The sequence below is a fragment of the Biomaibacter sp. TOL genome, assembly GCF_059717795.1.
The window spans coordinates 3,008,789-3,022,291 of record NZ_AP046092.1 but is presented as its reverse complement, the minus strand read 5'-3'; the positions used below and the strand labels follow the sequence as shown (position 1 = coordinate 3,022,291).

Genomic DNA, 13,503 nt, shown 5'->3' with positions numbered 1-13,503 from the left:
ATGTTATTGACTTGTGAGAGCAGTTTTTGTTATATTTTTATTAAATTAATGCACAAGAGGAATCGTCATGACATCCACTGAAAAAAATCAACTCGCATTTGGCATTAAGCGTGCTATGCCCATAGTGATGGGTTACATTCCCGTGGGATTTGCCCTGGGGGTGCTGGCGTCGGGCAACGGTCTTTCTCCGTTCGAAACCGGAGCCATGTCTATTCTGGTCTATGCCGGTTCGGCTCAATTTATAGCCGTAAATATGCTGGGAGCGGGCATAAGCCCACTCCCCATTATTATTACCACGCTACTGGTAAACTTAAGACATATTCTGTTCAGTGCTTCCCTGAGCCCTTATTTCCGGGAAGTAAACAAAAAGCTTATCCCGCTGATTTCCTTTTACATCACCGATGAAAGTTTTGCTGTAAGCATCACCGATGTTAAAGAAAAAAGTTTAAATCATACTTATTTTCTGGGGCTTTACATAACTTCATATTTGAGCTGGGTGCTGAGCACCATACTGGGCTCGGCTTTTGGAAGCCTCATACCGGATACAAAAGCCCTAGGTTTCGACTTCGCCCTGCCAGGCATGTTCCTTGCACTTTTATGCATGCAGTTGAAGGATATGAAAACCATCGCCGTGGCTCTGGCGGCCGGTGCGTTGTCCATGTTTTTCTTTTTCACTGTTCCCGGCAACTGGAACGTGATTCTGGCCACCATCGCTGCAGCGTCACTGGGGGTGTTTCTTGAAAAATGAAATTGAGTTATGTTTATCTCATTGTCGGCATGGGAATAGTGACATACCTACCCCGCATGATACCGGCCACGGTGCTCTCTCAGAAAAAACTGCCGGATATTTTGATAAGGTTTTTAAACTACATCCCTGCAGCCGTACTGTCGGCCCTGCTTTTCCCCAGCGTGCTGGTGACAGGGCACGAAATCAATATAGGGATGTCAAATCCCCTTTTTATAACGTCGCTGCTTACATTTCCCATAGCATACAAAACCAAAAATATGTTTTTAACCGTAATCATTGGAATGATAATAATTATAATTTTAAACAACCTTGTATATACGTAAGTGTATCCCATCATTCTTATCCGTTATATGCGGGTGATGGCCCCAGGCCAACGGCTTTACAACGGCTTTAGGTGTTGTTAGATTAAAACCCATATGCCGATGGCTGCCAGAATCCCCATAAACCCTCCGAAGTAAAAGGGCGCAGCAGCCCCGAACATGTTCCATAAGGCCCCGGCCAGAATGGAAGCAGGCAGAAGGCCTATACCCACCAGAGTGGCGTGCAGGCCTATTAATGTCCCCCTCAAGTTTTCCGGCGCTATATCCGTCACAAAAGCCTTTTCCACGCCTTCGGTGAAGGCTATGTAAAGCCCGTAGACTCCGAATAAAACCCAGATGGCGGTAAACGTCCGGGCCAGGGCAAATCCGAAGTATACCAGGCCGTAAACGAGATAGCCCGCTACAAGCATTTTCTTCCTGCCGATGCGGTCCGATATCAATCCTGCAGGATAGGAAAATATATCGTATATTACATTATATAAAAGGTATAGAAGCAGCACAGTCTTTGCATCAAAACCCACATTCTGGGCTTTTAAAAGCAGGAATTGGTTGGATGAATTTCCAAGGGTAAATATAAACATCAGAATTAAAAAGGATTTCAAGCGTTTATCCAGAGCGTTCCAGTTCAGGGATAATTTTTTGGATGCATTTTTAACCTGAGTGACCTTTTCTTTTACCAGAAAGAGTGCCACCACACCCAGCACTGCCGGAATCAGGGAATAAAGGAACACGCTGTAGTAATTGCCGGGGTGTCTGGTCAGAAAATAGTAGGCCAGCACAACACCTATGGCTGCCCCCAGGGTATCCATGGCCCTGTGAAGTCCGAAAGCCCTGCCCCTGGCATCGGGGGCCGCCGACTCGGCAATAAGCGCATCCCTCGGTGCTGTACGTACTCCCTTCCCGAAGCGGTCCGCCACCCTGCCTGCCAGCACGAAAGGCCACGATGAGGCAAGGTACAGCAGCACCTTTCCTATGGTGGAAAAGCCGTATCCCATTATGGCGAAGGGTTTCCGCCTTTCCATTTTGTCTGAAAAGTATCCAGAAAAAACCTTCAAAAGGCTGGCCAAGCTTTCAGCTATGCCTTCAATCGTGCCCACAATCAGCGGCGTCGCTCCCAGCTTTGTGGTTAAAAATATGGGGAGCAACGGATACACCATCTCGGTGCTGATATCGGTTAAGAGACTGGTTATGCCCAGAATGATGATGTTAAACAATTATATCGTCCCCTCTTTTTTATATATTTTGTCCGCAAACTCCATCAGGAGTTTGCGGCATCCAGCCATCATTTCCTCGGCTTTTTGCCTCTTCTTTGAGCCGAAAAAATCCCTTTCCCTTATTTTTGAAAACCAGCGCGACAGCTTGTCAATTTCTTCATCGTTTTCTTCCAGCTCCGCAAAAGTGAAATTCTGTTTTGCGGTCTCTTTTTCTATTTCTGAATAAAAGTCATTGCATTTATCCATCAATTCCTCATATTCCAGATCTCTTTGCTCGTTGAATTTTGAGATAAGATAATTTTCATCCTCGTCAGAAAGGGCCGTCACTTGAAGCAGTAGAGCCTCTCCCCCCGATTCCTTTATATCTTTTGTCAGGATGCGGATCTCATCTTCGAGATTGTTTATGCATGGATATATGGCTGCCGATTGCTGAAGATACAACGCACCCAGCTCTTTTAATTTTCTCCATGCCTTCACCCGCAAAGTCGAAGGCTCCGACGGAACCCTGTATATGATCAGAAACCACTTTAATTTTTCGGACATATGGTTCGCCTCTTTGCAACATATGTTTATTTTTTAATATTGTAACATATGTTTTTGACTAATGCAACATATGTTGCTAAAATATATGTTGCATTATATTTTGATATTGACATCAATTCTAATGTATTTTACAATGTGTGTAAGAATTTATTACTTTAAGTAAGGAGGTTGGAATTGTGAATTATAATATTGTAAAGGTAACAAGTAAGGGTCAGATGACTATTCCACATCTCATTAGAAAAAAGCTGAATATAAAAAAAGATGATTCTTTAATCGTCTATTTACAAAATGACGAAATCAGGATAAAAAAACTGTCAGTAGTAGAACCATTGGGAGACAATGATCCTATATGGAAATTCGCAGGTACTCTGGCTGATGAGCCGGATGTAGCCGAAAATCACGACAAATATTTAGTAATGGAAGAAAAGAAGCATTTAGAATATAAAAAGGATGGATAAGATGAGCAAAAAGATTCTGGTTGATACCAGCGCCTTATATGAAATCTTCAATAAAACTGGTTATTATCATGAATCTGCTATGAATATCTTAAATAATATGTTTAGATATAAAATGATTCCAATACTGACTAACTTCATCGTAGCGGAAATATATACATTGATTTTAGTCAGGGTCGGAGCCGATAAAGCAAGGGCCTGGATAAAAAATAATATATGGCATATTGAAAGAATAACGGAAGAAAATGAAAAACGTGCGATAAATATTTTATTAAGCTATACTGATAAAACCTTTTCTTATACTGATGCAACAACTTTTGCATTAATGGAAAGGTTAAATATTGATACAGCCTTTACTTTTGATAAACATTTTGTACAATACGGATTTAAACAACTACAATAAAAAAGCTTCTACTTTATTTATCAAGTAGAAGCTTTTTTATCTCTATCTCATAAAAAGCGGTGCAAACACCAGTGCCACGATTGTCATCAGCTTTATCAATATGTTGAGCGAGGGCCCTGAGGTGTCCTTGAATGGGTCGCCCACGGTGTCGCCCACCACGGCAGCTGCATGGGTGGGTGTACCCTTGCCTCCGTAATTGCCCGACTCGATGTACTTCTTTGCATTGTCCCATGCGCCGCCGGAGTTTGCCATCTGAATGGCTATCATGACGCCGGTCACCAGCGATCCTGCAAGAAGGCCGCCCAGAGCTTCTTTTCCGAATATCAGGCCCACCGCCAGAGGCGCAACCACAGCCATGAGACCCGGGATTATCATTTCTTTAAGGGCGGCTGCGGTGCTGATATCTACGCACTTCGCATATTCAGGCTTGGCCTTGCCTTCCATGAGGCCGGGAATGGTCTTAAATTGTCTTCTTACCTCTTCTATCATCTGGAAGGCCGCCTTGCCCACGGCTTCCATTGTCATTGCAGAAAAGAGGTAAGGCAGCATGCCGCCTATCAATAATCCCATTATTACGTCTGCCCTGAGCAGATTTATGCCTTCTTTTAATCCCGCCGCAGTGGTATAGGCGGAAAACAGGGCGAGGGCCGTCAACGCGGCGGAACCTATGGCAAAGCCCTTACCTATAGCCGCAGTGGTATTGCCCACGGAATCGAGCTTATCGGTTATCTTTCTCACAGCCGGGTCCAGTTCCGCCATTTCTGCTATGCCTCCGGCGTTATCCGCTATCGGACCGTAAGCATCGACTGCTACAGTCATCCCGGTGGTGGAAAGCATTCCTATGGCGGCCAGCGCGATGCCGTATAATCCTGCAAATTTGTAAGCTATGATTATTGCAAATGCTATGAACAGGACCGGCCATGCGGTGCTCTTCATACCTACCGCCAATCCGGAGATGATGTTGGTAGCCGGGCCTGTTTGCGAAGATTTTGCAATGCCCTGAACCGGAGGGTTGTCGGAAGAGGTATAGTATTCGGTAATCATGCCGATAATTATTCCTACGACTATCCCTGAAGCTGTGGCGTAGAAGACGCCCTGCTCTCCCAGAATGTATTTGCTTAAAAAGAAGGATGCCAGTATTATGAGCGCACCGCTGGCAAAGGTCCCGTTCATCAGCGCTTTCTGGGGGTTTGCTCCTTCACCGGTTTTGACAAAAAGAGTGCCGATAATGGAGCTCAGGATCCCCGCAGCGGCTATTATCATGGGGAAGATGATGCCTTTTATTCCGTAAGACTGTCCGGTGGCGGTACTTACCGCTACAGCTCCGATGGCCATTCCGGAGACGATAGAGCCCACATATGATTCAAAGAGGTCGGCGCCCATTCCTGCTACATCGCCTACATTGTCACCCACGTTATCCGCAATTACCGCTGGGTTTCTGGGATCGTCTTCCGGGATTCCGGCCTCAACCTTGCCCACCAGGTCCGCCCCTACGTCGGCGGCTTTCGTATAAATTCCTCCTCCGACTCTGGCAAACAGAGCTATTGAGCTTGCGCCAAGCGCAAATCCGTTTATCACGTCAAAACTCTTTATATCCGCAGGATTGCCGAAAATAAAGTATAATATTCCAAGACCCAGAAGTCCCAGCCCCACCACAGACATGCCCATAACCGCCCCGCCGGAAAAGGCAATGGCAAGAGCCTTGTTCTGGCCTTCCCTGGCTGCATTTGCTGTGCGGACATTGGCTCTGGTGGCAACGTTCATGCCTATGAAGCCTGCAGTGACCGAGGCTATTGTCCCTGTTATGTAGCATATTGCAGTCTGCCAGTTGATAAAAATGCTTATCACGGCAAACATGACAATGACGAATACGGCCAGGGTCTTGTATTCCCTGAAAAGAAACGCCATAGCCCCTTCATGGATAGCGTCGGAAATTTCCCTCATGCGTTCGCTTCCCGCAGGGCTATTCACCACGCGCATAGCCAGCATATATGCAAAAGCAAGGGCTATGATGCCCATTACAGGGGCAGTTATTATAAGATTTTCCATAAATATCCCTCCATTTTGTGTTGTTATGATGATTCTATTGAAAAAAAGCCGCTTTTGCGGCATTTACTACTTTAAAAATACCATCATTATGATTGACATCGTCAGAAAGCCCACAGCCAGAAACTCTGTATACCGTGCCAGTTTCTCATCAATGCCCTTCTTCTTTCCAAAAAAGGTTTCGGCACCGCCGGCAATACTTCCAGAAAGGCCAGCACTCTTACCCGATTGAAGCAGAACCGTTGCAATGAGGCCCAGGCAAATCAAAACATAAATAATTGTTAAAAATATCTCCATCGGTGCACCTCCAGAAAAATTTACGAATGTTATTTTACCACAAAGTCTATAAAAACTCAATATACATCGAAATAATTATGGCATATTTTTTAATAAAATCCGGAATTGTTGTGGCTTATTTAAAATATTAGTACACGTTACAATCCAATTAACCGGTAACATGATATACTTATTCCCTTCAATCAAATCTAATAAATAAATAATTTTAAAGCACTTATCATTATTATCTACTTTATTTACTTTCATATCCCAAAAGGTGGGGCGTCATAAGCCGCAGGTGGCCGAAAGTTTCGGCCACCTGCAGAATTTGGTATCGTTTCATTTTGAGTCACCGCTTGATATTGTAGAATGCGCTCAACCCCAGATATTGAGCCGCCATGTCCAGCTCTTCTTCTATCCTTAACAGCTGGTTGTATTTTGCCACTCTATCTGTGCGGGATGGGGCCCCGGTCTTAATCTGGCCGGCATTTACCCCAACCACCAGATCGGCGATGGTGGTATCTTCAGTTTCTCCTGAACGATGGGAAACAACCGCCGTATATCCTGCCCTTTCGGCCATCTGTATTGTATCCAGAGTCTCGGTGAGAGTGCCTATCTGGTTTAATTTAATGAGTATGGAGTTGGCTACACCCATTTCTATACCTTTTGAAAGTCTCTGGGTGTTTGTGACAAATACGTCGTCTCCCACCAGCTGTACCTTGCCGCCCAGAGCGTCGGTAATGAGTTTCCAGCCTTCCCAGTCTTCTTCGGCCATGCCGTCTTCTATGGATATTATTGGATATTTTTCGACAAGGCGAGCATAGTAGTCCACCATCCCGGCGGCATCATATTCAAGTCCTTCGCCTTTCAACTGGTATTTGCCGTCGCTGAAAAACTCCGACGATGCGGGATCCAGAGCCACATAAATATCTTTTCCGGGGGTGTACCCGGCTTTTTCAATGGCTTCCACAATGAATCGAATGGCTTCTTCGTTGGAGGAAAGGTTCGGCGCAAATCCTCCCTCATCTCCCACAGTTGTGGAGAGGCCTTTATCCGCCAGTACTTTTTTGAGGGTATGGAAAGTCTCAGCCCCCATCCTCAAAGCGTGTGCGAAATTCCTGGCACCGACAGGCATTATCATGAATTCCTGGATATCTACATTGTTGTCGGCGTGCTTTCCGCCGTTTAAAATGTTCATCATGGGTATGGGCAATACTTTGGCGTTCGCACCTCCTATATACCTGTAGAGGCTAAGCCCGAGGAAATTGGCCGCAGCTTTCGCTGTGGCAAGAGAGACGCCCAGTATGGCATTGGCTCCAAGTTTGCCTTTGTTGGGAGTGGCATCCAGATCAATGAGCACACGATCTATGCTCACCTGGTCCAGAGCATCCATTCCCTTTATTTCCGGCGCTATTTCATTGTTTACATTTTCTACAGCTTTCAGGACGCCCTTGCCGTTAAATCTTTTTGCATCTTTGTCTCTCAGCTCCACGGCTTCAAACTGCCCGGTTGAAGCTCCCGAAGGCACGGCCGCCCTCCCCACAGTACCGTCTTCCAAAACAACCTCCACTTCAACCGTCGGGTTGCCACGAGAATCCAGTATTTCTCTTGCAAATACATCCAAAATCGACGACATTTTTGCATACTCCTTTCTATATTTAAAATCGGATGCCGGATTTATCATCTTTAATCAGCTGTTGAATATTTACCTTGTCCGCATATTATACGGAATCTATCAGTGATTCTCCTGTCATTTCTTCCGGTTTCTCGATATTCAAAAGCTCCAGCATGGTAGGCGACACGTCAGCTAGTTTGCCCGGATGCAGCCTGTAGTGTTTATCGCTCACCAGTATAAAGGGTACGGGGTTACTGGTATGGGCGGTATGAGGTTCGCCCGTGGCGTAATCCACCATCTGTTCCGCATTGCCGTGGTCCGCTGTGATAATCACGGTACCGCCCTTTCCCCGGATGATTTCCACTACCCTGCCAATGCACCTGTCAACGGCTTCCACCGCTTCCACCGCAGCCTCAAAAACTCCAGTATGTCCCACCATATCAGAATTGGCATAGTTCAATATGATTACATCGTATATTTCTTCTCCGATTTTTTCGATTACCTTATCCGTGACCTCATAAGCGCTCATTTCAGGCTTCATGTCATAGGTGGCCACTTTGGGCGATGGAATCAGAATTCTATCTTCGCCGGGATATGATTTTTCCACGCCGCCGTTGAAAAAGAAAGTAACGTGGGCGTACTTTTCGGTCTCGGCGATGCGAAGCTGCCTCAAGCCTTTCTTTGAAATCACTTCCGCAAATATATTTTCAAGTGACTGAGGTTTGTAGGCGATTTGGGCGTTTTTTACTTTTACATCGTACTGGGTCATGCAAACATAAAATACTTTTAAAAAACCGCTTCTGCGCTCAAAACCCTGAAAATCTTCATCGCAGAAAGCATAGGTGAGCTGCCGGGCCCTATCAGGTCTGAAGTTGAAAAAAATGATGGAATCTTTTTCTTTTACTGTGCCTTTCGGATTTCCATTTTTGTCCGTTATAACCGTAGGTACCACGAATTCGTCGGTTTCTTCTCTGGAGTAGCTCTTTTCAAGAGCTTCCAGAGCACCGCCGGCTTTCATCCCCTCGCCGAAAACAATTGCGTTGTACGCCTTTTCGGTCCTGTCCCATCTCTTATCCCTGTCCATTGCGTAATAGCGGCCAGCAATGGTGGCAATTTCACCGATGCCAAGTTCATCCATTTCTTTTTCAAGTCGCTTTATATAAGTCCCGGCATTTGCGGGGGGAACATCCCTGCCATCCAGAAAAGCATGGACATAGACCCTAGTCAGGCCCTGCTGTTTTGCCATTTTTAACAATGCCAGAAGATGGTCTATGTGGCTGTGCACGCCTCCGTCGGACAAAAGACCCATCAAATGAAGGGAACTGCCGTTTTTTGCAGCATTGTCCATGGCATCCAGCAAAACCGGGTTTTTAAAAAAGCTGCCCTTTTTTATGTCCTCGCTTATTCTGGTAAATTCCTGATAAACAATTCGCCCGGCCCCGAGATTTAAATGACCGACTTCCGAGTTGCCCATCTGACCTTCCGGCAGGCCTACGGAAAGGCCGCTGGTTTCCAGGATAGTATTGGGATAATATCTCATTAGCCTGTCAAAATTTGGGGTTTGAGCTTTCAGGATGGCATTGCCCCGGGCATGCTCGTTGATTCCCCATCCATCCAGTATCATCAACATCAATGGCTTTTTTGACACTGTTTTCAACTCCTAGCTCCGATTAAATGCCGCAATCAGATAAAATCCATCGGGTTTGAGGCTGGCGCCGCCCACAAGAGCCCCGTCAATGTCGGGCTGTGCCATGAGCTCTTTTATATTTTCGGGTTTGACGCTTCCCCCGTAAAGCACTCTCACCTTCTCCGATACGACGGCATTGAAAAGTTCCTCAATCTTTTTTCTGATTGCCCCTATAACATCCTGAGCGTCCCGGCTGGATGCGGTTTTGCCCGTACCGATAGCCCATATGGGCTCATATGCAAACACAACCTTTTGCGCTTCTTCGTCACTCAATCCTGACAGGGCATTTTCCACCTGCCCCAGGACCCAGGACATGGTAACGCCCTGCTCCCTTTGCTCCAGGGTCTCGCCCACGCAAATAATGGGGGTCAATTCATATTTTAAGGCAGTCTTTACCTTTTTATTCACTGTTTCGTCGGTTTCCGCAAAATACTGACGCCTTTCCGAATGGCCTATGATCACGTAATCGCATGGGATTTCTTTGAGCATGGCCGCGGAAATTTCTCCGGTGAAGGCGCCTTTTTCCTCCCAGTGCATATTCTGAGCTCCGAGTTTTACCCTCGAACCCCGAATCTTTTCCGCCGCCGCCCAGAGGTCCGTGAAAGGAGGGCATATGGCGACTTCGGCCTCCAGGTCTTTAGCCTTCGGCAAAAAGGCTTCAAGAAACTCCAGAGTATCCTTTCTGTTGTTATGCATCTTCCAGTTGCCTGCTATCAACGCTCTTCTATTACTCAAGAAAACACCTCCCACATTATAGACAGATAGTAAAATAGTAACAGTTCAGCACATAACAGGGAGCCATTACTTGTCGTTCAGCACCGCCACTCCGGGCAGCTCCCTGCCTTCCAGGAATTCCAGCGATGCGCCGCCGCCGGTGGAAATATGGGTCATAGCGTCGGCAAATCCCAGCTGTTCCACCGCAGCCGCAGAGTCTCCCCCTCCTATTATGGTCACGGCTCCGGATTCCGCCATGGCCCGGGCTACGGCCAGAGTCCCTTCGGCAAACTCCCGGATTTCAAAAACTCCCATGGGGCCGTTCCATACTACGGTCTTCGCACCCTTTATGACTTTTGCGAATTTTTCCCGGGTTTTCTCGCCAATGTCAACTCCCATCAGTTCCTGCGGAATTTCATTTACGGGAACCGTCCTGTAAGGCACACCTTCCTTTATCTCCTCTGCAACAACCACATCGTCGGGCAGAAGCAGGTTTACTCCCCTTTCTTTGGCCTGCTTCAAAAGGTCCGCCGCCAGCTCGATCTTATCCTGTTCCAGCAGAGATTTGCCTATTTCATAACCCATGCTTTTCAAAAAAGTATAGGCCATGCCTCCTCCGATGAGCAGAGAATCCACTTTGGACAGCAGGTTCTGGATAACGCCTATCTTATCTCCGACCTTAGCGCCTCCTAGAATGGCGACAAAAGGTCTTTCGGGAGCTTCCAAGGCTTTGCCCATGATCTCGATTTCTTTTTTCATCAAATACCCTGCTCCTGCGGGCAGGAACTCCGCCACCCCTGCCGTGGACGCGTGGGCTCTATGAGCCGTGCCAAAGGCGTCATTTATATAAATATCGGCAAGATTGGCAAGTTTTTTTGCAAATTCCCTGTCGTTCTTTTCCTCCTCGGCATAAAATCTGACGTTCTCCAGTAGCACTATATCTCCCGGCTTCATGGCCGCCACTGCTTTTTCGGCGGGTTCCCCTATGCAGTCCGGCGCCATTGTCACATCTTTTCCCACGAGCTCGGAAAGCCTTTTTGCCACAGGGGCCAGGCTGTATTTCATATTAACTTTTCCCTTGGGCCGTCCCAGGTGGGAAGCCAGTATGACTTTCGCTCCATGCTCCGAGAGATACTTTATCGTCGGCAGCGCCGCCCTTATGCGTGTATCGTCCGTAATGCGCCCCTGTTCGTCCATCGGCACATTGAAGTCCACCCTTACCAGCACCTTTTTGCCGTTTACATCAAAATCTTCAAGAGTCTTTTTGTTCATTCCTTATCCCTCCTTCAATATCGAGAAGCCTTCGCGCGGCTCCTTCGTCTGTGATTAAAACCGTCGGCCGGTGGTACCTCAGAAAAGCTTGTATGGCCGGTGCTTTGCTGGCTCCGCCGGCAATTGCAATCACTGTCCTGATGTTTTTCAAATCCCTGACCGAAAGCCCCACGCTCGTTGTTGCGTGAACTATGTTGCCTTCTCTGTTAAAGTAAAATCCAAAGGCTTCCGCTACTGCGCCTTTATTTAGTATTTCTCCAATTTCCTGTTCGGCAAGGCCCCGGCGCCTCGCCATCTCCTCGGCGCCGCCTATGCCGTGCAGCAGAATACTGGCCTGACGGATTGTGGCGATTACCTCTTTAATGCCGGGTTCATTCACTATCGACTCCATGGCCTCCGACCCCAGATTGTCCGGAACGTATAAAAGCCGGTACTGGGCTCCCAGCTTTTGTGCAAGCTCTGCGGCTATGGAATTGGATTGAAGCTCTACTCGCTCGCCCAGGCCGCCCCGGCCGGGCACTACGATGACTTCATTAAACCCCGATGTCGGAGGTATGCTGCGCGGCACCTGAGCCATAGTGGTTCCACCTGTGACCGCCACGATGTCCCCGTTCTTTAAAAACGATAGAAGATTTCTGGCCGCTTCCCTGCCGAGCTGTTTTTTTATAGTTTCATCCTGATCCGAATCTCCTGGAACGATTATGACATGTTTACATTGAAATTTTTCCTCGACGCTCCGGGCGACGGGGCTCAAGCCTCTCAGATAAAATATGAAATCTTCAAGCCGGTTGATTACATCTTCTCCTTCACCGGAAACTTTCATGCCCTTTTGCTCAATCTCTACCAGCCCCTGTTCTTCCAGCTTCTTTATCTCGCTTCTGAGAGGCCTTTCGGACCAGGAGATTATTCCGGCTAGGGCCCTTCTGCCGATAGGCTGGTTGAAATATATATTTTGCAGAATGGTATAGCGGTTTTCCACCTCTCTCACAATTTCAGGCGCAATCTTTTTAAGCAGCTCTGCTACCTGTTCCATGTATAATCTCCTCAGTTTAAAATAGCCCGAAAATGGGCTATTTTAACTTAAAATCCTTTATTTGCGATATACTCTACAAGATCCATTACCCTGTTGGAATAACCCCATTCGTTGTCGTACCAGGAAATTACCTTCACAAAATCGTCCTCTATGACCATGGTGGAAAGGCCGTCCACTATGGAAGAAAGTTCGCAGCCCTTAAAGTCCATGGACACCAGGGGTTCTTCTGTATAACCGAGAATACCCTTCATCTTCCCTTCGGCAGCCTCCTTGAGGGCCGCATTCACCTGTTCGGCGGTGGCACTCTTTTCCAGTAGGCAGGTGAAATCAACTATGGAAACGGTAGGAGTGGGAACTCTCAGTGCAAAACCGTTCAGCTTGCCTTTGAGTTCGGGGATAACCAGCGCAACGGCTTTTGCTGCGCCTGTGGTAGTCGGAATGATGTTCAGGGCAGCGGCTCTCGCTCTTCTCAAATCTTTGTGGGGCAAATCCAGTATCCGCTGGTCATTGGTATAAGAATGGACGGTATTCATAAGTCCTTTTTGAATCCCGAAGTTGTCCATCAAGACTTTTGCAACGGGCGCAAGGCAGTTGGTGGTGCAGGAAGCGTTGGAAATCACATGATGTTCTTTGGGATTGTATTTTTCCTCATTAACTCCCATAACTATGGTGATATCCTCACCCTTGGCCGGTGCACTTATGATGACTTTTTTGGCTCCTCCCGCCTCGATGTGCTTTACTGCTTTATCCTTTGAAGTAAAAACTCCTGAAGATTCCACAACTATGTCCACACCCAAATCTTTCCATGGAATATTAGCGGGATCCTTTTCGGCAAATATCTTGATTTCCTTGCCATTTACTACCAGCGATGAATCTTTGGCCTCCACCTCCGCATTGAAAGTCCCGAAGACCGAATCATACTTTAGAAGGTGGGCCAGAGTCTGGGTGTCATACAGATCGTTGACGGCTACTATTTCTATTTCAGGATGTTTGTTGAACGCCGCCTTGAAAGAATTCCTCCCTATTCTACCAAATCCATTGATACCAACTTTGATGCTCATGAAATTCTCCTCCTTTATATTTTTATTCTGCCTGGTGCAGCGTTTTAGCCGCACAGCCATTTGCAGTCATTGAACAGTTGCCCTACTTAAAGAATTGGTTAATAATGTAGATTTTA

14 protein-coding genes are annotated in these 13,503 nt (G+C 46.8%); 4 read left to right on the top strand and 10 right to left on the bottom strand.

Annotation, left to right across the window (positions count from 1 at the left end; translation table 11 throughout):
- Positions 1–67 precede the first annotated feature (67 nt).
- Together AC6I1H_RS14880 and AC6I1H_RS14875 are read left to right on the top strand one after the other, a co-directional pair.
- On the top strand, positions 68–748 hold the full coding sequence (locus AC6I1H_RS14880; RefSeq protein WP_497738311.1) for an AzlC family ABC transporter permease: 681 nt from the start codon (positions 68–70) through the stop codon (positions 746–748).
- Complete coding sequence (locus AC6I1H_RS14875; protein ID WP_497738310.1) at positions 745–1,071, top strand: AzlD domain-containing protein; 327 nt, start codon at positions 745–747, stop codon at positions 1,069–1,071. Before AC6I1H_RS14880 ends, AC6I1H_RS14875 begins: the two co-directional genes overlap by 4 nt.
- A gap of 77 nt (positions 1,072–1,148) precedes the next feature.
- Here the strand turns inward: AC6I1H_RS14875 and AC6I1H_RS14870 are convergent, their stop codons facing one another.
- Together AC6I1H_RS14870 and AC6I1H_RS14865 are read right to left on the bottom strand one after the other, a co-directional pair.
- Complete coding sequence (locus AC6I1H_RS14870; protein ID WP_497738309.1) at positions 1,149–2,282, bottom strand: MFS transporter; 1,134 nt, start codon at positions 2,280–2,282, stop codon at positions 1,149–1,151.
- A complete protein-coding gene (locus AC6I1H_RS14865; protein ID WP_497738308.1) occupies positions 2,283–2,825 on the bottom strand; it encodes a Chromate resistance protein ChrB in 543 nt (180 codons plus the stop codon).
- 176 nt (positions 2,826–3,001) lie between these two features.
- On the opposite strand from AC6I1H_RS14865, the gene AC6I1H_RS14860 reads away from it, so the two are divergent.
- Entirely contained in the window at positions 3,002–3,283 is a 282-nt protein-coding gene (locus tag AC6I1H_RS14860) for an AbrB/MazE/SpoVT family DNA-binding domain-containing protein (protein WP_497738307.1), read from the top strand.
- Position 3,284: 1 nt separating this feature from the next.
- Positions 3,285–3,683, top strand: a complete 399-nt coding sequence (locus AC6I1H_RS14855) for a type II toxin-antitoxin system VapC family toxin (protein WP_497738306.1) — start codon at positions 3,285–3,287, stop codon at positions 3,681–3,683.
- 42 nt (positions 3,684–3,725) lie between these two features.
- Here the strand turns inward: AC6I1H_RS14855 and AC6I1H_RS14850 are convergent, their stop codons facing one another.
- The 8 genes from AC6I1H_RS14850 to gap form a co-directional block, all read right to left on the bottom strand.
- Positions 3,726–5,732: a sodium-translocating pyrophosphatase gene (locus tag AC6I1H_RS14850; protein ID WP_497738305.1), complete on the bottom strand. Its 2,007-nt coding sequence runs from the start codon at positions 5,730–5,732 to the stop codon at positions 3,726–3,728.
- A gap of 66 nt (positions 5,733–5,798) precedes the next feature.
- Positions 5,799–6,026, bottom strand: a complete 228-nt coding sequence (gene secG / locus AC6I1H_RS14845) for a preprotein translocase subunit SecG (protein WP_497738304.1) — start codon at positions 6,024–6,026, stop codon at positions 5,799–5,801.
- 328 nt (positions 6,027–6,354) lie between these two features.
- Positions 6,355–7,641 (bottom strand): phosphopyruvate hydratase, encoded by a 1,287-nt coding sequence (gene eno, locus AC6I1H_RS14840; RefSeq protein WP_497738303.1) that lies wholly within the window; start codon positions 7,639–7,641, stop codon positions 6,355–6,357.
- An 85-nt stretch (positions 7,642–7,726) separates the two neighbouring features.
- Entirely contained in the window at positions 7,727–9,268 is a 1,542-nt protein-coding gene (gene gpmI, locus AC6I1H_RS14835) for a 2,3-bisphosphoglycerate-independent phosphoglycerate mutase (protein WP_497738302.1), read from the bottom strand.
- Positions 9,269–9,280: 12 nt separating this feature from the next.
- Complete coding sequence (gene tpiA / locus AC6I1H_RS14830; RefSeq protein ID WP_497738301.1) at positions 9,281–10,042, bottom strand: triose-phosphate isomerase; 762 nt, start codon at positions 10,040–10,042, stop codon at positions 9,281–9,283.
- Between the two features lie 66 nt (positions 10,043–10,108).
- Entirely contained in the window at positions 10,109–11,293 is a 1,185-nt protein-coding gene (locus AC6I1H_RS14825) for a phosphoglycerate kinase (RefSeq protein WP_497738300.1), read from the bottom strand.
- Positions 11,274–12,326 (bottom strand): sugar-binding transcriptional regulator, encoded by a 1,053-nt coding sequence (locus AC6I1H_RS14820; protein ID WP_497738299.1) that lies wholly within the window; start codon positions 12,324–12,326, stop codon positions 11,274–11,276. The genes AC6I1H_RS14825 and AC6I1H_RS14820 overlap by 20 nt, the downstream gene beginning before the upstream one ends.
- A gap of 47 nt (positions 12,327–12,373) precedes the next feature.
- Complete coding sequence (gene gap, locus AC6I1H_RS14815; protein ID WP_497738298.1) at positions 12,374–13,387, bottom strand: type I glyceraldehyde-3-phosphate dehydrogenase; 1,014 nt, start codon at positions 13,385–13,387, stop codon at positions 12,374–12,376.
- Between the last annotated feature and the right edge of the window lie 116 nt (positions 13,388–13,503).

Bases quoted from the DNA above. Each gene is read 5' to 3' on its own strand.
- AC6I1H_RS14880 (WP_497738311.1), top strand. From the start codon at position 68: ATGACATCCACTGAAAAAAATCAACTCGCATTTGGCATTAAGCGTGCT.
- AC6I1H_RS14875 (WP_497738310.1), top strand. From the start codon at position 745: ATGAAATTGAGTTATGTTTATCTCATTGTCGGCATGGGAATAGTGACA.
- AC6I1H_RS14865 (WP_497738308.1), bottom strand. From the start codon at position 2,825: ATGTCCGAAAAATTAAAGTGGTTTCTGATCATATACAGGGTTCCGTCG.
- AC6I1H_RS14855 (WP_497738306.1), top strand. From the start codon at position 3,285: ATGAGCAAAAAGATTCTGGTTGATACCAGCGCCTTATATGAAATCTTC.
- AC6I1H_RS14850 (WP_497738305.1), bottom strand. From the start codon at position 5,732: ATGGAAAATCTTATAATAACTGCCCCTGTAATGGGCATCATAGCCCTT.
- secG (WP_497738304.1), bottom strand. From the start codon at position 6,026: ATGGAGATATTTTTAACAATTATTTATGTTTTGATTTGCCTGGGCCTC.
- eno (WP_497738303.1), bottom strand. From the start codon at position 7,641: ATGTCGTCGATTTTGGATGTATTTGCAAGAGAAATACTGGATTCTCGT.
- AC6I1H_RS14825 (WP_497738300.1), bottom strand. From the start codon at position 11,293: ATGAACAAAAAGACTCTTGAAGATTTTGATGTAAACGGCAAAAAGGTG.
- AC6I1H_RS14820 (WP_497738299.1), bottom strand. From the start codon at position 12,326: ATGGAACAGGTAGCAGAGCTGCTTAAAAAGATTGCGCCTGAAATTGTG.
- gap (WP_497738298.1), bottom strand. From the start codon at position 13,387: ATGAGCATCAAAGTTGGTATCAATGGATTTGGTAGAATAGGGAGGAAT.